This is a genomic window from Cobetia sp. 3AK, from assembly GCF_029846335.1.
Taxonomy (GTDB): domain Bacteria; phylum Pseudomonadota; class Gammaproteobacteria; order Pseudomonadales; family Halomonadaceae; genus Cobetia; species Cobetia marina.
In genome coordinates this window covers 101,143-119,985 of record NZ_JARWKR010000007.1, presented here as the reverse complement: position 1 = coordinate 119,985, position 18,843 = coordinate 101,143, and the positions used below count along the sequence as shown (strand labels likewise).

The window sequence follows — 18,843 nt, the reverse complement described above, 5'->3', positions numbered from 1 at the left end:
CCCTGTCTTGCCCATGAAGCTATTGAGACGACTACTTTCGCCAGTGTTCTGGCTGCTGCTGTCACTGTGTGCTGCGGGATTGCTGGCCATCGTCGGCGCCTCCCTGTATTTCGCACCTGGCCTGCCCGATGTTCATCAATTGCAGGATACCAAGCTGCAGACGCCGCTGCGTATCTACACCCGTGACGGCAAGCTGATCGGCGAATACGGTGACCAGCGCCGCATCCCGGTCACCTTCGACGAGATCCCCGAGACGTTTGTGGATGCCCTGCTCGCGGCCGAGGACAGCAATTTCTTCTCGCACCCGGGCATCGACCCCAAGGGCCTCGCGCGTGCCGCCGTCCAGCTGGCTTCCAGCGGCAGCATCCAATCGGGCGGCAGCACCATCACCATGCAGGTCGCGCGCAACTACCTGCTGACGCTGGATCAGACGTTCACGCGCAAGATTCGCGAAATCCTGCTGTCACTGCAGATGGAGCAGATCCTCTCCAAGCAGGAGATCCTCGAGCTCTACGTCAACAAGATCTTCCTGGGCCATCGCGCCTACGGGATCGCGGCTGCGGCACGCACCTACTATGACAAGTCTCTCGATGAACTGACCCTGGCTGAGCAGGCCATGCTGGCAGGCCTGCCCAAGGCCCCCTCCAGCTTCAACCCGCTCACCAACCCTCAGCGCGCCCTGATCCGTCGCAACTGGATCCTGCTGCGCATGAAGGAACTGGGCTACATCGAGCCTCAGGCCTATGACGAGGCCGTCAAGGCACCGATCACCGCGGCACGCCATTACACGCGGCCGGAAGTCGAGGCGCCCTACGTCGCAGAGATGGCCAGAAGCTTCGCGGTCGATCGTTTCGGTGACAAGGCATATACCGACAATGTGCGTATCACCACGACGCTGGACAGCAAGCTGCAGCCGCAGGCTCGCGATGCCTTGATCAAGGGCCTGATCGACTATGACACCCGCCATGGCTGGCGTGGCGTGGAGGAATCCGGTATCGCGGCGTCACTGGCGGAAGCTCAGGACCAGACCGATCAGGCCGGCCTCGAAGAAGAGATCTCTCGCTCTCCCGAAGTGCTGGAAACGGCCAGACAGGCCGCCCAGAAGAGCGAGAAGCGCATCGAGGGCATCGACCGCGATGTCTCCAACTGGCTGAAAGTGCTGGATCGCACGCCGGACTATGGCCCGCTCGAAGCCGCCATCGTGGTGGAAAATGATGGCAAGCAGATGAAGGTCCTGCTGGCAGACGCCAGCCTGGCCACGATTGGCTGGGACGGCCTGAAATGGGCTCGCGAGTACAAGAGCTCCCGCTGGCGCGGTGGTGTACCCGGCTCTGCCGCCGAGATCGCCAAGGTCGGCGATCTGGTGCGCGTCATCAAGGAAGATGATGGCTATCGCCTGGGTCAGCTGCCGGATGCCCAGTCGGCCATCGTTTCACTGGACCCGGAAAGTGGCGCCATCCTCGCACTCCAGGGCGGCTTCAGCTATTCCGCCAGCAAGTTCAATCGAGCGATTCAGGCACGTCGTCAGGCCGGCTCCATCTTCAAGCCATTCATCTACCTCTCGGGGCTCGAGCAGGGCGGCATGTCACCGGCGACCATCATCAACAATGCTCCGGTGGTCATGCAGGATGGCAACAAGGTATGGCGCCCGGAGAACGCCGGCGGCAAGTTCACTGGTCCGACCCGGATCCGCGTTGGTCTCTATCGCTCCCTGAACCTGGTGTCCGTGCGACTGCTGCAGACCGTCGGTCTCGAGAAGACGCTCGACTTCCTCGTCAAGGTGGGCTTCAAGCGCGAAGAGCTGCCCAACGGTCTGTCACTGGCACTGGGCAGCGCCTCACTGACACCGCTGGAAATGGCCCGCGCCTACGCCGTACTCTCGAACGGCGGCTTCCGTGTCGAACCCTGGTACATCGACACCGTCACGCGCGGTGACGACGAGACCGACTACGAAGCTCATCCGGCCGTCGCCTGCGCCAACTGCACGCCGGGCATGGTGACCGTCAATCGTGATGGCCGTCAGTATCCGCTGGCCGAGCGCATCGCCTCGCCGGAATCCATGTACCTGATCCGTGACATGATGGAAGACGTCATCAAGCGCGGCACCGGCCGTGGGGCCCTGACGCTTGGTCGCGATGACCTGGCCGGCAAGACAGGGACCACCAATGACCAGCGTGATGCCTGGTTCTCCGGCTTCAACAGCAAGCTGGTCGCGACCGTCTGGGTCGGCAAGGACTCCAATGACACCCTCGCCGAGTACGGTGCCCAGGCCGCGCTGCCCATCTGGGTCGACTACATGCGTGGCGCCCTCAAGGGCATGCCATCCGCCAGGATGGAGCGCCCCGATGACATCGTGAGCGCGACCATCGACCCGGAGTCCGGCAAGCGCCTGCACAGTGGTCAATCCGGCGGCGTCAGCGAGCTGTTCCGCAAGGACAATCTGCCGCCCTACAAGGAACGCACCATCCGCAAGGAGCTGGAGCAACAGAGCGGCTCAGAAGGTACTGGAACTTTCGAGGCCATCTTCTGATCTGAAGCAGGTCACCTGCGCCCGTCCACACCGCGCGCAGGGAGGTGAAAGAAGAGCGGCCCATGGTCGCTCTTCTTTCATCCATCTGGCCTCGCTGTCCTTCAATGCCCCCTTTCACCATGCCCGGAGTCTGCATGCTTCACCCATTGCCCACACTGCGCATGACCCTGCTGCTGTGTCTGGCCCTGAGCCCGCTTCGCGAGGCCAGTGCCGATGATGACCTCTTCTACGCTCCCCCCGCCGCCAGCGAGGATTCCGAGCCATTCAGCGGTCAGGCCGAGCTGGGCTTTACCAAGCTCTCCGGCAACTCGAACAGCGAAACCTTGCTGGGCAAGGCCCGCCTGTCCTGGCACCTCAAGCCCTGGACCCATACCTTCCGCATGGAAGCCAAGCATGTGTCCAGCAGCGGCGAGACCACCACCGAGCAGTACCTGATCGGTCAGCGTGAGCGCTATGACCTGGGGCGTGATCGCTATGCCTTCGGGCTGCTGCGCTGGGAGAAGGAGCGCTTCTCCGGCTATGACGATCAAGTCACCTCCATCGGGGGGTACGGGATTCGCCTGCTGTCAGGCCCTGAGCACAACCTCTCTGTCGAGGCGGGCCCGGGCTATCGCTACGACAATATCACCGAGGGGGATCACGAGAACTATCTCCTCGGCTACACGGCCATGGATTATCGTTGGCAGCTGTCTGATACCTCGAATTTCGAGCAGCAGTTCTCGGTGGAAGGTACCCGGGACAACATCATCAGCCGCAGCTATACCGCACTGACCGTCTCCATCAACTCCAGCCTGGCCTTGAAGCTCTCCCACGAGATCAAGAACAACACCAGCCCGCCGGATGACACGGACGCCAAGACCGACACCACCACCGCCGCCTCGATTCTCTACAGCTTCTAGTGCGCCACTGAAAGTTGTTGGACAGACAGCAAAAAGCCCTCGCCGGACATCTCCGACGAGGGCTTTTTTTCAGCACCCCGCAAGCGGGGCCCGATGACGCTTAGCCGTAGACCTGATCCGCATTGGTCAGCGGGTAATGCGCCGGATAGGGCTTGCGCGCAACACCGGAATCGATGGCGGCTTGCGCCACGGCAGCCGGCAGACGCTCGAGCAGACGCGCATCCATCGGCGTCGGGATGATATACCCCGGACCGAATTCGAGGCTGTCGATCTCGTAGGCATCCAGCACGTCCTGGCTGACCGGCTCGCGAGCAAGGTCCTTCAGCGCGTGAACGGCCGCCAGCTTCATCTCTTCATTGATGCGTGTGGCTCGCACGTCCAGCGCACCGCGGAAGATGAACGGGAAGCCCAGCACGTTGTTGACCTGGTTCGGGTAATCGGAGCGACCTGTCGCCATGATGACGTCCGGACGCGCTTCGCGAGCGGTATCCGGATGGATTTCCGGATCCGGGTTGGAGCACGCGAACACGATCGGCGTGTCAGCCATCTTCTTGAGCTGCTCGGCCTTCAAGAGGTTGGGGCCGGACAGGCCGACGAAGACATCCGCACCTTCGATGACATCATCCAGCGTACGCAGCTCGGTCTCGGTGGCGAACATCGCCTTGTACTGATTCAGGTCATCACGGCCGCTGTGGATCACGCCCTTGCGATCGAGCATGAAGATGTTCTCGACCTTGGCACCACTGGAGACCAGCAGCTTCATGCAGGCAATCGCGGCAGCACCGGCGCCCAGGCAGACGATACGCGCGTCTTCCAGGGACTTGCCGGCGATATCGAGTGCGTTGAGCATGCCGGCAGCGGTGACGATGGCCGTGCCGTGCTGGTCATCATGGAAGACCGGGATGTTGCACTGTTCGATCAACGCCTGCTCGACTTCGAAGCACTCCGGTGCCTTGATGTCTTCCAGGTTGATGCCACCGTAGGTGGTGTGGATGCGACGCACGGTATCGATGAAGGCCTGCGGGCTTTCCGCATCGATCTCGACGTCGACGGAGTTGATGCCAGCGAAGCGCTTGAACAGCACGCCCTTGCCTTCCATGACCGGCTTGGAAGCCAGCGGCCCGAGATTGCCCAGCCCCAGGATGGCGGTGCCATCGGAGATGACGGCGACCAGGTTGCCCTTGCCGGTATACAGGTAGGCATTTTCCGGATCGGCAGCAATCTCGCGGCACGGCTCGGCTACACCCGGGCTGTAGGCCAGCGCGAGGTCCTTGGCAGTTTCTGTCGGCTTGGTCAGCTCGATGGACAGCTTTCCGGGAATCGGTTCGGCGTGATATTGCAGTGCTGCTTTCTTCATGGCATCAGACATGCGTGTCATCCGGTATTTTAGCGGGGGTTGGCTGTGACCAGAATATAGAAAAACCCCCTCGCGAACAACCAACGCAACTTGTTGTTATGAAAGGAATTAATACGGATGTTTAAAAACTGTTTTAGCCATTCGTCTAACGTTATGGATGCCCCACTCAGTCATAAACCTTTCCTTATCACTGACGGGTCGGCGTGGCGTTTCGCCCCGCGTATCTCATGAAAATCCGTGCAATGACTGCGCGCATCCGGCGCCGGAAATGGAAATGCCTCCTGCGCAGAGGGGTGATGCGTTGGTGGCGCTGGAATAGTGCCAGCTCGGCACCAATCCCCTCACCTGCATCGAATGACAGACACAAAAAAACCCGCTCGCAAGCGGGTTTTTTCGTTGATGGCGCTGCGCGATGCACAGCGCCATGCAAGCGACAAGCAGCTGAAGGTATCAGCGCTTGATGGCAGCACCGAAACGCTTGTTGAAGCGCTCGACGCGGCCACCGGTGGTAGCCTGCTTCTGCTTGCCGGTGTAGAACGGGTGGCACTCGGAGCACACGTCCAGCGCGAAGGTCTGCTTGGAAGTGGAACCGATTTCGTGCTGCGCGCCGCAGGAGCAGGTTGCGGTCTGGCGCTGGTAGTCCGGATGGATACCCTGTTTCATGGTGTGTAACCTCAGGTCGCTGTGCACCGCCACCTGATCGATTGCCAGGCACCGTACACGGGTTTTGGATGTAACCGGTCATTCCGCCGACTCCGACGGAAGGCGACGCATTTTACCAGCCATCTGCGACAAGACCAAACTTTGTGACGTTTATTGCCGGCAACACTCTGTAGACTGCGTGGCGTTTTCCTCTCGTCTTCTCATTCTCTCTTCCTCGGATGCCTTGCGTGCCTGACACCAGCGACAAGACTGCGACTCACCTGCCCGGACGTGTACTGGGCATCGCGATTCCCGGCCCCCTGCGCGACCTGTTTGACTATCTGCCAGCACGCCAGCCACCTCGCCATGGCTGGCAGGTCGGTCTGCGCGTGCGCGTCGAGTTCGGCCGTCGCCAGCTGGTCGGGGTGATCGCGGAGCTGCGCAGCGACTCAGCCTTTCCCATCGAGAAGCTCAAGCCCGTCAGCGAGGTGATCGACGAAGCGCCATTGCCGGCCGACTGGCTGTGGATATGTCAGTTCACCGCACGCTATTACCAGCACTCGCTCGGCGACACCTTCGCGCAGGCAATGCCATCGCTGCTGCGCCAGGGACGTGCCCTCGAGGCACGCACCCGTGAGCGCTGGTCACTCACCGACAAGGGGCGTATCACGGAGCCGGCCAGCCTCGGCCGCGCGACCCGCCAGATCGCACTGCTCGAGCTGCTCGCTCAGCACCGTCATGGCCTGGTACACAGCGCGATCACCGCCCAGGGCTTCACCCGCCAGCAGCTGGAAACCCTGCGCAGTCGTGGCTTCATCGAATCACGTGAAGAGCCTGTCACCGGCGCCACCCCGGAGCAGGCCAGCAAGGGCGTGCTGGCCGAGCCCAGCCTGGCACTCAATGACGAGCAGGGCCGCGCGCTCTCGCGCCTGCATGAAGGCCTGAGTCGCTTCTCCCCCACGCTGCTGGAGGGCGTGACCGGCTCCGGCAAGACCGAGGTCTACCTGCAACTGATCGAGGCGGTGCTGGATCGCGGCGGCCAGGCACTGGTGCTGGTGCCCGAGATCGGCCTGACGCCCCAGACGCTGGAGCGCTTCCGCAGACGTTTCCGCGTCCCTCAGGTGATGCTGCATTCCGGCGTCAGCGATGGCGAGCGCCTCGATGGCTTCGAGGCGGCACGCAGCGGCCGCGCGCGCATCGTGATCGGCACCCGCTCCGCCATCTTCACGCCGATGGCAAAGCTCGGGGTGATCATCGTCGACGAGGAGCACGATGGCTCCTTCAAGCAGCAGGATGGCCTGCGCTATCACGCCCGGGATCTGGCGCTGGTACGTGGCAAGCAGGAAGGCATCCCGGTGGTGCTCGGCAGCGCCACGCCGTCTCTGGAAAGCCTGCGCCATGCCCGCGAAGGGCGCTTCACTCACCTGCATCTGCATCAGCGTGCCGGGCGCAGCCAACCGGCACGCCTGCACCCGATCGACCTGCGCGGCCGCATGACGCTGGGCGGACTCTCCACCCAGAGTCTGGACGCCATCGAGAAGCGCCTCGCCCAGGGCGATCAGGTGCTGGTATTCATCAATCGGCGCGGCTTCGCCCCGACGCTGACCTGCCATGCCTGCGGCTGGATCGCCGAATGTGACAACTGCGACGCACGCATGACCCTGCATCGCCATCCCCCGCAGCTGACCTGCCATCACTGCGAACGCACCCGCCCGCTGCCGGATGCCTGTCCGGCCTGTGGCAGCGGCGATGTTCGTCCGCAAGGCGCGGGCACCGAGCGCACCGAAGAGCTGCTCGGCGAGAAATTCCCCGACGTGCCGGTGCTGCGCATCGACCGCGACAGTACCCAACGCAAGGACGCCATGAGTGAAGCGCTGGCAGTGATCCGCCGTGGCGAACCCTGCCTGCTGGTCGGCACCCAGATGCTGGCCAAGGGCCACCACTTCCCCCACGTCACGCTGGTGGTGGTGGTCAATGCCGACAGCGGACTCTACGCCGCCGACTTCCGTGCGCTGGAGCAATCCGCCCAGCTGCTGGTGCAGGTCGCGGGGCGTGCCGGACGCGCCGAGCGCCCCGGTGAGGTGCTGATCCAGACCCGCCACCCGGAAGACCCCAATCTGCTGACACTGATCCAGGCCGGCTATCCACAACTGGCCGGCGAGCTGCTGGAGGAGCGCCGCATCGCGCAGTTGCCGCCGTTCAGCCATCTGGCCTTGCTGCGCGCCGAAGCCACCGATCAGCAGCAGGTCGAGCAGTGGCTGTTGAAGGTAGGAAGCGCCCTGCGTCAGCACATCGACAGCGCCGACCTCAAGGTGGACTGCCTCGGCCCGGTACCGGCACCGATGGAGCGCCGCCAGAATCGCTATCACGCCCAATTGCTGTTGCGCGCGGCGAAACGCGGCCCGCTGCATGAAGCCGCCGCCTGGCTGGTGACGCTCTGCGAGCAGGATCGTGACGCGCGCCGCCTGCGCTGGTCACTGGATGTCGATCCCATCGGCATGGCCTGAGTCTGCCAGGGGGACTCAGGCAGGTGTCGCCAGCTCCGATACTGAACTGACCACTATCCCGCCAGGACACGGATTGCGCCGTGATTGATCACGACGGTTTATGCAAGCCGCAGGATCGGTGATAATGCCCGCCATCGTGCAGCGACATCCGCACTCCCCCATTGCCCGCAGGCCTGATGCCTGCAACCGCCTGCCCCAGAGCACGCGGTGCGACCTGAGCCGTGAAGAGACCGATATTCCATGAAAGAGACGATCATCGAACTGCTGGGCCAGGCCCTGGATTCCCTCAAGGCCGACGGCACCCTGCCCGCCGACGCCAGCCCGCAGATCAAGGTCGACCCGACCAAGGACAAGACCCACGGCGACTACGCCAGCAACCTGGCGATGATGACGTCCAAGGCTGCCGGCATGAAGCCGCGTGAGCTGGCCGAGAAGCTGGTCGCCGCCCTGCCGGCCTCCGACGCGGTCTCCAAGGTCGAGATCGCCGGCCCCGGCTTCCTGAACTTCTTCGCCGAGACCGGGGCGGTGGCCGACATCGTGCGCCGCGTCTTCAGCGAAGGCGACCGCTTCGGGCACAGCGACGTGGGCGCCGGTGAGAAGGTCCAGGTCGAGTTCGTCTCCGCCAATCCGACCGGGCCGCTGCATGTCGGTCACGGGCGTGGCGCTGCGGTCGGTGACGTGCTGTGCCGCCTGCTGGCCGCCACCGGCCACGACGTCACGCGCGAGTTCTACTACAACGACGCCGGCGCCCAGATCAACAATCTGGCGCTCTCCGTTCAGGCACGCGCCAAGGGCCTGGGCCCGGATGACGCCAGCTGGCCGGCTGATGGCTATCGCGGTGACTACATCCGCGAACTGGCCGCCTCCTACATGGCCGGCGATACCGTCGAAGCCGATGGCAAGCAGGTCACGGGCGCCGCGGAACCTGACGATCTCGACGCCATCCGCGTCTTCGCCGTCGCCTACCTGCGCCATGAACAGGATCTGGACCTCAAGGCCTTCGGCGTCGAATTCGATGTCTACTTCCTCGAATCCTCGCTCTACCGTGACGGCAAGGTCGAAGACACCGTCAAGCGCCTGGTCGACAACGGCTATACCTACGAAGACGATGGCGCCATGTGGCTGCGCACCACCGACTTCGGGGATGACAAGGACCGCGTGATGCGCAAGCGTGACGGCGGTTACACCTATTTTCTGCCGGACGTCGCCTACCACCTGGACAAATGGCAGCGCGGTTTCACCCAGGTCATCAATGAACAGGGTGCCGACCACCACTCCACCGTGACTCGCGTGCGTGCGGGCCTGCAGGCCCTCAAGGCCGGCATCCCGGAAGGCTGGCCGGACTACGTGCTGCACCAGATGGTCACCGTGATGCGCTCCGGTGAGGAAGTGAAGCTCTCCAAGCGTGCCGGCAGCTACGTGACCCTGCGTGACCTGATCGAGGAAGTCGGCCGCGACGCGACCCGCTACTTCCTGGCGGCGCGACGTGCCGACTCCCAGCTGACCTTCGACATCGACCTGGCCCGCTCCCAGTCCAACGACAACCCGGTCTACTACATCCAGTATGCCCACGCCCGCGTGCACAGCGTGCTGCGCAAGGCCAGCCGTGAAGACAAGGCCTTCGATGAATCTCTGGCCATGGCGCAACTGTCCTTGCTGACCAGCGATCAGGAAAAGGCCGTGATGAATCGCATGGCCCAGTTCCCGGACGTCGTCACCCACGCCGCCAAGGTGCGGGAACCGCAGCAGGTCGCTCAGTATCTGCAGGACCTCTCCTCTGACTTCCACACCTGCTACAACGCGGTGAAGGTGATGGTCGAGGACGACGCGACCCGCAACGCGCGCCTGGCGCTGGGTCTGGCGACCGCTCAGGTCATCCGCAACGGCCTGGCCCTGCTGGGTGTCAGCGCTCCCGAGGAGATGTAAGCCATGGCTGCTCGCCGCCCCGCCAGCAAGAAGCCCGCTTCCCGTCAGGGAGCCAGCCCCCGCCGGCAGCCCGCCGCCAGTCAGAGCCGCGGCTTCCCGGGGTGGCTGTGGGGGATCGTCGGTCTGGTCGCCGGCTTCGTGCTGGCTCAGTATTTCCAGCAACAGGCGCCGCGTCTGCCGGTGGCTGCCATCGTGCCCAAGGCCAACACTCAGCAGAATGGTCAGCAGGCCGCACAACAGGGTAGCCAGCAGGACAAGGCATCGCAGAAGGACACTCCCGAAGAGAGCGGCGGCAGCATGCCGACCTTCGAGTTCTACACCCTGTTGCCGGAAACCGAGGTGATCGCCCCCAAGGTGGATGAGTACAAGTCCACTCCGCGTCCGGGCAGCGCCGAGAGCACCAAGAAGTCCGAGGCTTCGCTGACCAACTACATGCTGCAGGCGGCCTCCTTCCGCGAGATGTCCGATGCCAGGAAGCTGGCCGGCAAGCTCAAGGATCTCGGCCTGCTGGCCAAGGTCAGTGACGTCAATGCTTCTGGCGGTACCGTCTGGCACCGCGTTCAGGTCGGCCCGTACAAGGACACCCGCGAGCTCAACCGCGCACAGGATCTGATGAACACCCAGGGCATCGAGCCTCTGCTGATCAAGCTGCAATGACCTCGGCATGACGCCACAGGTCAACGGGCCCGCTCACAAGTTGAGCGGGCCCGTTGCGTAAAGGGTGCCAGCCCTCTGCACAACGGGCGTCAACGCTGAGTCGCCGATGACTTGAAACCCGCATCAGCGCCCCCATTTACAGCATTCCGGTGAGATATCAGACCGCGATCCGCCACGGTGGCGGTGACACGTCGCGGCAAGCAGTGGCAATTGCCAGACTGACGACCACCACCCGTTTTACGCGACGAGGCCCTGGCCTCGTCTGCCCCGAAATGCCATGCCCGGCCCCGTTCACCTTATTCCAATCGCCGGCATGCTCTCTCAGGAGTTATCCATGACCACGATCGTCTCCGTGCGTCGCAACGGCCAGGTCGCCCTGGCTGGTGACGGCCAGGTATCCCTTGGCAACACTGTCATGAAAGGCAACGCCGCCAAGGTGCGTCGCCTGTATCGCAATCAGGTGCTGGCCGGCTTCGCTGGCGGTACCGCCGATGCCTTCACGCTGTTCGAACGCTTCGAAGCGCAGCTCGAGAAGTATCAGGGCCAGCTGGTGAAATCCGCCGTGGAACTGGCCAAGGAGTGGCGCTCCGACCGCGCCCTGCGCAAGCTGGAAGCCATGCTGGTGGTGGCCGACAAGCATGCCTCGCTGATCATCACCGGCAACGGTGACGTGGTCGAGCCCGAACACGGCGTGCTGGCCATCGGCTCCGGCGGCAACTTCGCCGAAGCTGCCGCCCGCGCCCTGATCGAGAACACCGAGCTGTCCGCCCGCGAGATCACCGAGAAGTCCATCTCCATCGCGGCCGACATCTGCGTCTTCACCAACCACAATGCCATCATCGAGGAGCTGTCCTGAGATGTCCCAGATGACCCCGAAGGAAATCGTCAACGCCCTCGATCAGCACATCGTCGGTCAGCCGGAAGCCAAGCGTGCCGTGGCCGTGGCCATGCGCAATCGCTGGCGTCGCATGCAGCTCAACGATGATCTGCGCCCGGAAGTCACCCCGAAGAACATCCTGATGATCGGCCCGACCGGTGTCGGCAAGACCGAGATCGCCCGTCGCCTGGCCAAGCTGGCCGGCGCGCCCTTCCTGAAGATCGAGGCGACCAAGTTCACCGAGGTCGGCTACGTCGGACGTGACGTGGAATCGATCATCCGTGACCTGGTCGAGGTCGCCATGAAGCTGGTGCGTGAAGAGGCCATGAAGGAAGTGCGCGACAAGGCCGAGGATGCCGCCGAGGATCGCATCCTCGATGCGCTGCTGCCGCGCGCCCGTGGCGAGGAATATGATGCGGCGGCCAACAACAGCAGCACGCGTCAGATGTTCCGCAAGAAGCTGCGCGAAGGTCAGCTGGATGACAAGGAAATCGACATCGAGCTGAGCCCGGCCAGCCAGAGCCTGGATTTCGCCACCCCGCCGGGGATGGAAGAGATGACCAGTCAGCTGCAGTCCATGTTCTCCAGCATGGGCAAGCAGCAGAAGGAAAGCCGTCGCATCAGCGTCAAGGAAGCCCTCAAGCTGGTTCACGAGGAAGAAGCGGCCAGAATGGTCAGCGATGAAGACCTCAAGAGCCGTGCCATCGAGGCCGTCGAACAGAACGGTATCGTCTTCCTCGACGAGATCGACAAGGTCGCCAAGCGTGGCGAGTCCGGCAGTGGTGGCGACGTGTCCCGTGAAGGCGTGCAGCGCGATCTGCTGCCGCTGATCGAGGGCTCCACCGTCTCCACCAAGCACGGCATGGTCAAGACGGACCACATCCTGTTCATCGCTTCCGGCGCCTTCCACCTGTCCAAGCCCTCGGACATGATTCCGGAGCTGCAGGGCCGTCTGCCGATCCGCGTCGAGCTCAATGCCCTGACCCCGGACGACTTCAAGCGCATCCTGACCGAGCCGTCCGCGGCATTGATCCGTCAGTACAAGGCGCTGCTGGCCACCGAAGGCGTCGAGCTGAGCTTCGCGGATGACGCCATCGAGCGTATCGCCCAGATCGCCTATCAGGTCAACGAAGGCACCGAGAACATCGGCGCGCGTCGTCTGCATACCGTGATGGAACGCCTGCTGGAAGAGATTTCCTACGAAGGTGCCGATCAGGCGGGTGAGCTCAAGGTCGATGCCGCCTATGTCGATGCTCGCCTGGGCGACCTGGCGTGTGACGAAGACCTGTCGCGCTACATTCTCTGACGTCTGGCGTCAGCGCCTGACCCGCGAGAAGCCCTCATGGCGGCAATCGCCACCTTGAGAGATGCCACTGACGCCCGATCCGGCTTGGCCCGGTTCGGGCGTCAGTGCATCATGCGACATAGATACGTCGACGCGCCCGAGATGTCGCTCGACGCCCCTGTTCCTTCGGTCGCCTTACAGCGTGGTGTCATGCTGGACGGCGGGCTGACACGAGGATGCCCTGATGAGCCACGACACACCTGAAGACCACGCTGCCGAGCAGGACGAACCCCGCAGCCAGCAGCGCGACTACCGACTCAATGAGCGCCATGCCCGTGACGCCGACGAGGCCCCGGTCCCCACGCGCGTGCACTACCACAAGTCGGAGCGTGAACTGGAACTGGGCTATGCGGATGGCCAGACATTCCGCCTCAGCACCGAATTCCTGCGCGTGATGTCCCCCTCCGCGGAAGTGCGCGGTCACGGTGTCGGCCAGGAAACGCTGCAGGTCGGCATGCGCCACGTCGGTCTGGCCAACATCACCCAGAGCGGTCGCTACGCGCTGAAGCTGCATTTCGATGATGGCCACGACAGCGGCCTCTACACCTGGGAATACCTGTGGGAACTGGCCAACCGCCGCGATGCCATGTGGGCCTACTACCTGCGCCAGCTGGAAGAGGCCGGTGCCTCGCGTGAGCCGCTGGGCATTCCGCTCAATCAGCTGTAAGCCACTGATGCCAATGGGGCGCGGCAAGATGTCCGACTCGACGTCTTGTCAAAAGACAGCCCGCTGGCCAGCGGTTACAATCGAGCCACTGCGAAAGCTCACCATATTGCGCTGACGTCCCCCATGGGTGGCGTCACAACAGGGGAAGTCATGGACAAGCGTACGACTCACTTCGGTTATCAGGAAGTTGCCGTGGACGAGAAGGCAGGCCGCGTCGCGGATGTCTTCCACAGTGTCGCCGCCAAGTACGACGTGATGAATGACCTGATGTCCTTCGGCATCCACCGTCTGTGGAAGCGCATTACCCTGGAGCGTGCCGGTGCCCGGCCGGGCCAGACGGTGCTGGACATTGCCGGTGGCACCGGGGATCTGACGCTGAAGTTCTCGCGCCTGGTCGGCCCGAAGGGTCGCGTGGTGCTCGCCGACATCAACGCCTCGATGCTCAACGTCGGGCGTGACAAGCTGCTCGACCGCGGTGTGGGTGGCAATGTCGAGTATGTGCAGGCCAATGCCGAGGCGCTGCCCTTCCCTGACAACACCTTCGACATCATCACCATCGCCTTCGGGCTGCGCAACGTCACCGACCAGGCCAAGGCCCTGCGCTCCATGCAGCGCATCCTCAAGCCCGGAGGCCGTCTGCTGGTGCTGGAGTTCTCCAAGCCGGTCAATCCGCTGCTCTCCACCGCCTACGATCAGTACAGCTTCCGCCTGCTGCCAAAGATGGGCGAGATGGTCGCTGGCGACGCCGATTCCTACCGCTATCTGGCCGAATCCATTCGCATGCACCCCGACCAGAAGACCCTGGCCGGCATGATGGAAGAGGCAGGTCTCGAGCGTGTCGAGTTCACCAATCTCACCGGTGGCATCGTCGCGCTGCACCGTGGTATCAAGCTTTGAGGCTGTCATGGCATTGCTGACCCCCCTGCTGGTGGCGACGGTGGAACGCACGCTCAACCGCCTGCTCGCCCGTGACCCCGCCTCCGCCATGCGCCTGAATGCGCTTGCCGGCAGACGCCTGCTGCTGCGCCTGGAGCGCCCCGCCTTCGACCTGCTGGTGCACTTCGACCTGCAGGGGCTGCATCTGCTGCGCCTGCCCGAGGCCAACGAGAGCGACGGCGACGTGGTGGTGGAGCTGGACATGGAAACTGCCGCGGCACTGCTGTCCGGTGAGCCCATCGAGCGCTTGATGTTCGAGGGCCGCCTGGCCGTGCGTGGCCGTCTGCACCTGCTGGAAAGCGCACGGGATCTGGTGATGGATCTCGATCTCGACTGGGAAGGGGCCTTGAGCGAATGGTTCGGCGAGACCCCCGGTCATAGTCTGGCCACCGGCCTGCGCAGCCTCGGTCGCTTCGGGCTGACCAGCCGTCGTGAGCTGGAGCTGGATCTGCGCGAGTATCTGACCGAGGAAGCACGCTGGCTGCCCGGCCATGCCCAGCTGCAGGTCGCGCGGGACGAGCTGACCGAGCTGACCCAGTGCCTGGATCGCACCGAGGCACGCCTGGCGCGCCTGCGACGCCATCTGGAGGCCGTCACCACGCCACAGTCCGCTGATCGGGAGTGCCAGCCGTCGTGAGACTCTATCGCCTGCTGAGCATCCTGTGGGTCATCGCCCGCTATCGACTGGATGATCTGATCCCGCTGTCTCGCGTACCTGCGCTGCTGCGGCCGCTGGTCAAGCTCTCACCGCTGCGCCTGCTGCCTGTCGGCAAGCGCTCGCGTGGTGAGCGCCTGCGGCTGGCACTCGAAGCGCTGGGCCCGATCTTCATCAAGTTCGGCCAGATGCTCTCGACTCGTCGTGACCTGCTGCCACCGGACGTCGCCGATGAGCTCAAGCGCCTGCAGGACCAGGTGCCGCCCTTCGAGAACGAGGTGGCGCGCGAACTGGTCGAGCAGGAGCTGGGCATGCCGGTCGAGGAAGCCTTCGCCGAATTTGAGGCGCAACCGCTGGCCTCGGCTTCCATCGCCCAGGTCCATGCGGCACGCCTGCACGATGGTGCCGACGTGGTGGTCAAGGTGATCCGCCCGCGCATCGAAGAGGTGATGCGCAAGGATATCGGCCTGCTGTATCTGCTCGCGCGTCTGCTGATGAAGCTCTCGCCGGAAGCACGGCGTCTGCGCCCCGTGGAAGTGGTCTCCGACTACGAGGCCACGCTGTTCGATGAGCTGGACATGCACAAGGAGGCCGCCAACACCTCCCAGCTCAAGCGCAACTTCCTCGATTCGCCCCTGCTCTACGTGCCGACCATCCACTGGCCGCTGACGCGGCGCCGGGTAATGGTGCAGGAGCGCATCCGCGGCATCCCGGTCGCCGACATCGACGAGCTGGAAGCCCAGGGCACCGACTTGAAGAAGCTGGCCGAGCGCGGCGTGGAGATCTTCTTCACCCAGGTGTTCCGCGACAACTTCTTCCACGCCGACATGCACCCCGGCAACATCTTCGTCTCGCGAGAGAACGCCCATGACCCGCAGTTCATCGCCATCGACTGCGGTATCGTCGGCAGCCTGACCCGCGAGGACCAGGACTATCTGGCGCGCAATCTGCTGGCCTTCTTCCGTCAGGATTACTACGAGGTCGCGGCGCTGCACATCGAGTCCGGCTGGGTCGGGGAAGGCACGCGCGCCAACGAGTTCGCCGCGGCCATCCGGGCCGTCTGCGAGCCGATTCTCGAGAAGCCGCTCAAGGACATCAGCTTCGGCCAGGTGCTGCTGGGCCTGTTCCAGACCGCGCGCCGCTTCAACATGGAAGTCCAGCCGCAGCTGGTCCTGCTGCAGAAGACGCTACTCAACATCGAGGGCCTCGGCCGTCAGCTGTATCCGGATCTCGACCTGTGGGCTACCGCCCGCCCCTATCTGGAGCGCTGGATGAAGGAGCGCGCCGGCCCCAAGGCGTTCTGGGCCGAGATGGTCAAACAGGCTCCGGAGCTGTCACATCAGCTGCCGCAGCTGCCGGTGATGGCCTTCCAGGCCATGCAGCGCATCGACGATGAACACCGCGCTCGACAGCGTCAGACCGAGGCACTCGCCACGCTGCGCGATCGTGTCAATCATGCGTCCAGCACCGGCTGGCGCTTGCGCGCAGGTGGACTGCTGATCGCCGTGGCCTTCGGCTGGCAACCGCTGATCGCCTGGGCCGAGACGCAGCCGATGATGGTGCTGGTCGGCGCGGGCCTGGGCATCGTGCTGTTGCTGTGGCGCTAGCCGCGCCCCTGCTTCGCTCGCGGCGCTGACCGAAACTTGCCGCCCCTCGGGGCGCAGTGCAATATGATTGTCATGTAACCCTTGCATCCTGAGTCGCCGGGCCTTGCCTCGCGGCGGTGCTCGATGAGGCAGGAGCCTCGGGCTGGACTCGCTGCCTTCGCTCGGGCCCGGTTGTCCGGCTGGCCGCGACGCTCATGCAACGGTTCTCATGCAAGATACGGTTTTCATGCCAGACCCCATGCTTTCAGGAATGATGATTCATGAGTGATATTCTCAACCGCCTGTCAGACGTACTGGCAGAGCGGCGCGACGCTGATCCGACGTCCTCCTATGTCGCGAGCCTGCATCACAAGGGCCTCAACAAGGTATTGGAGAAGATTGGCGAAGAGGCCACGGAAACGGTACTGGCCGCCAAGGATTTCACTCAGGACGACGTGGACTCCCACCGTGCAGTGATCGGTGAGACCGCCGACCTGTGGTTCCACTCGCTGGTGATGCTTTCTCACCTCGGGCTGGACCATCAGGACGTGCTGGATGAGCTGGCGCGACGCTTCGGCGTCTCCGGCCATGATGAAAAGGCCGCTCGCGGTCAGTGATGATCAAGCAGACGACTTGCAGCGCAAGCCGATTTCCCTGGCAGTGGTGCTCTCACCCTGCAAGACTCAAGGCCTCGTGACCTAGTCCCATCGGCCAAAATGGAGAACTTCCCATGTTAGGTGGCATCAGTATCTGGCAGCTCCTCATCGTGCTCGGCATCATCATCCTGATCTTCGGCACCAAGAAGCTCCGCAACGTCGGATCAGACCTCGGTGGCGCGGTCAAAGGCTTCAAGGGCGCCATGAAGGAAGAGGAAAAGGCCCCCGAAGACACGGCTCCTCAGCAGAAGGTCTCCCACGGTGAATCCCGCGGCGATACCATCGATGTCGAGGCCGAGCGCCGCGATACCGCTGACAAGCGCTCGTAAGCCGCATGTTCGACATCGGCTTTTTTGAACTGGCACTGATCTCGCTACTGGCATTGATCGTGCTCGGCCCGGAGCGTCTGCCCCGGGCGGCGCGTACGGCGGGATTGTGGCTGGGGCGCATCAAGCGCAGCGTCTCGGGGATCCAGCAGGAAATCAGCGCCCAGCTGGAAGCCGAAGAACTGCGTCAGACGCTCAATGAGCAGAAGAAGCAGCTCGACGAGACCCTGGCACATGCCCGCAATGAGGCGCGTGAGGTGGAAACCACCATCACGCGTTCCTCGCCCGCGTCACAGGAGGATGCCAACGCCTCGCCTGCCGCCGACAGTGCTCGCTCGACCACGGAGACGACCTCAGGCGAGCAAGAGACCTCCGCCACCCCCACCAGTGAGTCACGGGAGCCGCGTTCCTGATGAGTGATCCGCATGACCCGCAGCCCTCCGCCTCCGGCGAGGCTGCCCACGCCCCGCTCATCGAGCATCTGATCGAACTGCGCTCCCGCCTGCTGCGTGCGACTGTCGTGGTCCTCGTGGTATTCGCGGCGCTGTATGGCTTCTCCAATCAGATCTATCTGTATGTGGCCGAGCCGCTGATGGCCCTGCTGCCTCCCGGCTCTCAGATGATCGCCACCGAGGTGGCCTCGCCCTTCCTGGCCCCCTTCAAGCTGACACTGGTGGTGGCGCTGTTCCTGGCGATTCCGGCGGTGCTCTATCAGGCCTGGGCCTTCATCGCGCCGGGACTCTACGAGAACGAGAAGGCGTTGGCGTTGCCGCTGCTGGCCTCCAGCATCCTGCTGTTCTATGCGGGCGCGGCGTTTGCCTACTATGTCGTCTTCCCGCTGCTGTTCCAGTTCTTCACCACCACGGGCCCCGAGAACGTGGCGATCATGACGGACATCAATCAGTACCTGAATTTTGTCCTCAAGCTGTTCTTCGCCTTCGGTGTGGCCTTCGAGATTCCCATCGCCACCTTCCTGCTGATCTGGACGGGGGCCACGTCCGTGGAGGTGCTGAGCAAGAAACGCCCCTACATCGTGATCGCCTGCTTCGTGGTCGGCATGCTGCTGACACCGCCTGACGTCATCTCGCAGTCATTGCTGGCGATTCCGATGTGGCTGCTGTTCGAGGTCGGGATTCTCGCCGCACGCGCCTTCAAGCGCCGCCGTCCGGCGAGCGATGATGAGGCCTCGCAGCAGGCCCCCTGACGCGAAGACTCGAGCAGACAGCGCCTGAACGATGACGCGCAAGAATCATGACGCAGGAAACGACGAAGCCCCC

17 protein-coding genes are annotated in these 18,843 nt (G+C 63.7%); 15 read left to right on the top strand and 2 right to left on the bottom strand.

Features of this window, described 5'->3' with window-relative positions; translation table 11 throughout:
• Positions 1–13 precede the first annotated feature (13 nt).
• Together QD228_RS11825 and QD228_RS11820 are read left to right on the top strand one after the other, a co-directional pair.
• Positions 14–2,530, top strand: coding sequence for a penicillin-binding protein 1A (locus QD228_RS11825; RefSeq protein ID WP_077377936.1), 2,517 nt, complete (start codon positions 14–16; stop codon positions 2,528–2,530).
• Between the two features lie 134 nt (positions 2,531–2,664).
• The gene (locus QD228_RS11820) at positions 2,665–3,429 is read left to right on the top strand and encodes a DUF481 domain-containing protein (protein WP_103751453.1); all 765 of its coding nucleotides are present in this window, start codon (positions 2,665–2,667) and stop codon (positions 3,427–3,429) included.
• 100 nt (positions 3,430–3,529) lie between these two features.
• Here QD228_RS11820 and QD228_RS11815 read toward each other — a convergent pair whose 3' ends face one another.
• Positions 3,530–4,798 carry a malic enzyme-like NAD(P)-binding protein gene (locus QD228_RS11815; RefSeq protein ID WP_077377933.1) on the bottom strand — a complete coding sequence of 423 codons (1,269 nt, stop codon included), beginning with the start codon at positions 4,796–4,798 and terminating at the stop codon, positions 3,530–3,532.
• Between the two features lie 438 nt (positions 4,799–5,236).
• A complete protein-coding gene (rpmE, locus tag QD228_RS11810; RefSeq protein ID WP_077377930.1) occupies positions 5,237–5,449 on the bottom strand; it encodes a 50S ribosomal protein L31 in 213 nt (70 codons plus the stop codon).
• Between the two features lie 227 nt (positions 5,450–5,676).
• Here rpmE and QD228_RS11805 point away from each other — a divergent pair, with 227 nt between their 5' ends.
• The 13 genes from QD228_RS11805 to tatC all read left to right on the top strand — a co-directional run bounded on the left by QD228_RS11805 (position 5,677) and on the right by tatC (position 18,770).
• A complete protein-coding gene (locus tag QD228_RS11805) occupies positions 5,677–7,935 on the top strand; it encodes a primosomal protein N' (RefSeq protein WP_240499640.1) in 2,259 nt (752 codons plus the stop codon).
• 240 nt (positions 7,936–8,175) lie between these two features.
• Entirely contained in the window at positions 8,176–9,861 is a 1,686-nt protein-coding gene (gene argS, locus QD228_RS11800) for an arginine--tRNA ligase (protein ID WP_077377924.1), read from the top strand.
• Between the two features lie 3 nt (positions 9,862–9,864).
• The gene (locus QD228_RS11795) at positions 9,865–10,518 is read left to right on the top strand and encodes an SPOR domain-containing protein (protein ID WP_077377921.1); all 654 of its coding nucleotides are present in this window, start codon (positions 9,865–9,867) and stop codon (positions 10,516–10,518) included.
• A gap of 334 nt (positions 10,519–10,852) precedes the next feature.
• Positions 10,853–11,374, top strand: coding sequence for an ATP-dependent protease subunit HslV (gene hslV / locus QD228_RS11790; RefSeq protein ID WP_077377918.1), 522 nt, complete (start codon positions 10,853–10,855; stop codon positions 11,372–11,374).
• A 1-nt stretch (position 11,375) separates the two neighbouring features.
• Positions 11,376–12,701 (top strand): ATP-dependent protease ATPase subunit HslU, encoded by a 1,326-nt coding sequence (gene hslU / locus QD228_RS11785; protein ID WP_077377915.1) that lies wholly within the window; start codon positions 11,376–11,378, stop codon positions 12,699–12,701.
• Between the two features lie 346 nt (positions 12,702–13,047).
• Positions 13,048–13,407, top strand: a complete 360-nt coding sequence (locus QD228_RS11780; RefSeq protein WP_240499733.1) for a DUF971 domain-containing protein — start codon at positions 13,048–13,050, stop codon at positions 13,405–13,407.
• A 150-nt stretch (positions 13,408–13,557) separates the two neighbouring features.
• A complete protein-coding gene (gene ubiE / locus QD228_RS11775; protein WP_077377909.1) occupies positions 13,558–14,304 on the top strand; it encodes a bifunctional demethylmenaquinone methyltransferase/2-methoxy-6-polyprenyl-1,4-benzoquinol methylase UbiE in 747 nt (248 codons plus the stop codon).
• A 7-nt stretch (positions 14,305–14,311) separates the two neighbouring features.
• Positions 14,312–14,980, top strand: a complete 669-nt coding sequence (locus tag QD228_RS11770) for an SCP2 sterol-binding domain-containing protein (protein ID WP_279875659.1) — start codon at positions 14,312–14,314, stop codon at positions 14,978–14,980.
• Complete coding sequence (gene ubiB, locus QD228_RS11765; protein WP_084207832.1) at positions 14,977–16,605, top strand: ubiquinone biosynthesis regulatory protein kinase UbiB; 1,629 nt, start codon at positions 14,977–14,979, stop codon at positions 16,603–16,605. Before QD228_RS11770 ends, ubiB begins: the two co-directional genes overlap by 4 nt.
• Before the next feature lie 260 nt (positions 16,606–16,865).
• Positions 16,866–17,201: a phosphoribosyl-ATP diphosphatase gene (locus tag QD228_RS11760; RefSeq protein ID WP_077377900.1), complete on the top strand. Its 336-nt coding sequence runs from the start codon at positions 16,866–16,868 to the stop codon at positions 17,199–17,201.
• Between the two features lie 113 nt (positions 17,202–17,314).
• Positions 17,315–17,569 (top strand): Sec-independent protein translocase subunit TatA, encoded by a 255-nt coding sequence (gene tatA / locus QD228_RS11755; RefSeq protein ID WP_084207831.1) that lies wholly within the window; start codon positions 17,315–17,317, stop codon positions 17,567–17,569.
• A 5-nt stretch (positions 17,570–17,574) separates the two neighbouring features.
• Positions 17,575–17,979 carry a Sec-independent protein translocase protein TatB gene (gene tatB / locus QD228_RS11750; protein WP_077377894.1) on the top strand — a complete coding sequence of 135 codons (405 nt, stop codon included), beginning with the start codon at positions 17,575–17,577 and terminating at the stop codon, positions 17,977–17,979.
• Positions 17,979–18,770, top strand: a complete 792-nt coding sequence (gene tatC, locus QD228_RS11745; RefSeq protein WP_077377891.1) for a twin-arginine translocase subunit TatC — start codon at positions 17,979–17,981, stop codon at positions 18,768–18,770. Before tatB ends, tatC begins: the two co-directional genes overlap by 1 nt.
• Positions 18,771–18,843 lie beyond the last annotated feature (73 nt).

Excerpts from the sequence above, each read along its gene's own strand:
- QD228_RS11825 (WP_077377936.1), top strand. The coding sequence starts at position 14 with ATGAAGCTATTGAGACGACTACTTTCGCCAGTGTTCTGGCTGCTGCTG.
- QD228_RS11820 (WP_103751453.1), top strand. The coding sequence starts at position 2,665 with ATGCTTCACCCATTGCCCACACTGCGCATGACCCTGCTGCTGTGTCTG.
- QD228_RS11815 (WP_077377933.1), bottom strand. The coding sequence starts at position 4,798 with ATGTCTGATGCCATGAAGAAAGCAGCACTGCAATATCACGCCGAACCG.
- rpmE (WP_077377930.1), bottom strand. The coding sequence starts at position 5,449 with ATGAAACAGGGTATCCATCCGGACTACCAGCGCCAGACCGCAACCTGC.
- argS (WP_077377924.1), top strand. The coding sequence starts at position 8,176 with ATGAAAGAGACGATCATCGAACTGCTGGGCCAGGCCCTGGATTCCCTC.
- QD228_RS11795 (WP_077377921.1), top strand. The coding sequence starts at position 9,865 with ATGGCTGCTCGCCGCCCCGCCAGCAAGAAGCCCGCTTCCCGTCAGGGA.
- hslV (WP_077377918.1), top strand. The coding sequence starts at position 10,853 with ATGACCACGATCGTCTCCGTGCGTCGCAACGGCCAGGTCGCCCTGGCT.
- hslU (WP_077377915.1), top strand. The coding sequence starts at position 11,376 with ATGTCCCAGATGACCCCGAAGGAAATCGTCAACGCCCTCGATCAGCAC.
- ubiE (WP_077377909.1), top strand. The coding sequence starts at position 13,558 with ATGGACAAGCGTACGACTCACTTCGGTTATCAGGAAGTTGCCGTGGAC.
- QD228_RS11770 (WP_279875659.1), top strand. The coding sequence starts at position 14,312 with ATGGCATTGCTGACCCCCCTGCTGGTGGCGACGGTGGAACGCACGCTC.
- QD228_RS11760 (WP_077377900.1), top strand. The coding sequence starts at position 16,866 with ATGAGTGATATTCTCAACCGCCTGTCAGACGTACTGGCAGAGCGGCGC.
- tatA (WP_084207831.1), top strand. The coding sequence starts at position 17,315 with ATGTTAGGTGGCATCAGTATCTGGCAGCTCCTCATCGTGCTCGGCATC.
- tatB (WP_077377894.1), top strand. The coding sequence starts at position 17,575 with ATGTTCGACATCGGCTTTTTTGAACTGGCACTGATCTCGCTACTGGCA.
- tatC (WP_077377891.1), top strand. The coding sequence starts at position 17,979 with ATGAGTGATCCGCATGACCCGCAGCCCTCCGCCTCCGGCGAGGCTGCC.